General features: G+C 61.4%; 1 protein-coding gene. It reads left to right on the top strand.

Annotated elements, in window-relative coordinates; genetic code table 11:
• Nucleotides 1-738, top strand: a 738-nt coding sequence (locus tag EJB06_RS31545; RefSeq protein ID WP_164558109.1) for a M1 family aminopeptidase, incomplete at both ends; no start/stop codon positions are given.

Genomic DNA, 738 nt, shown 5'->3' with positions numbered 1-738 from the left:
GAAGTCGCGCGCCAGCGCCAGCAAGACCTGGCACTTCAAGGCCAGGAACGTGCGCGATTTCGCCTTCGCCAGCAGCCGCAAATTCATCTGGGATGCGCAGGGCTACAAGAAGGGCGGCACCGACACGATGGCGATGTCCTACTACCCCAAAGAAGGCAATCCGCTGTGGGAGAAGTATTCGACCCAGGCCATCGTCCACACCATCGAACAGTACAACAAGTATTCGCTGGACTATCCGTACCCGGCGGCGATCTCGGTCAATGGCCCGGTCGGCGGCATGGAGTATCCGATGATTTCGTTTAACGGCCCGCGCCCTAGCAAGGACAAGAAGACGGGCGAACTGACCTACTCCAAGCGCACCAAGTATGGCCTGATCGGGGTGATCATCCACGAGGTGGGCCACAATTACTTCCCGATGATCGTCAATTCCGACGAGCGCCAGTGGACCTGGATGGACGAGGGCCTGAACACCTTCGTCCAGGGCCTGGCGCAGAACGCGTGGGAAGAAGACTATCCCAGGTCGCGCGGCGAAGCGCGCACCATCGTCGACTACATGCGTTCGCGCGACCAGGTGCCGATCATGACCAATTCGGAGTCGCTGCTGCAGTTCGGGAACAACGCCTACGCCAAGCCGGCGGCTGCCCTGAACGTGCTGCGCGAAACGGTGCTGGGGCGCGAGCTGTTCGACTTCGCCTTCCGCGAATACGCCCAGCGCTGGAAGTTCAAGCGCCCCACGCC

The sequence above is a fragment of the Massilia atriviolacea genome (genome assembly GCF_003953935.1).
Classification (GTDB): Bacteria; Pseudomonadota; Gammaproteobacteria; order Burkholderiales; family Burkholderiaceae_D; genus Telluria_A; species Telluria_A atriviolacea.
Note: the sequence above shows the minus strand (reverse complement) of the source record. Positions and strands in the feature narration are given on the sequence as shown.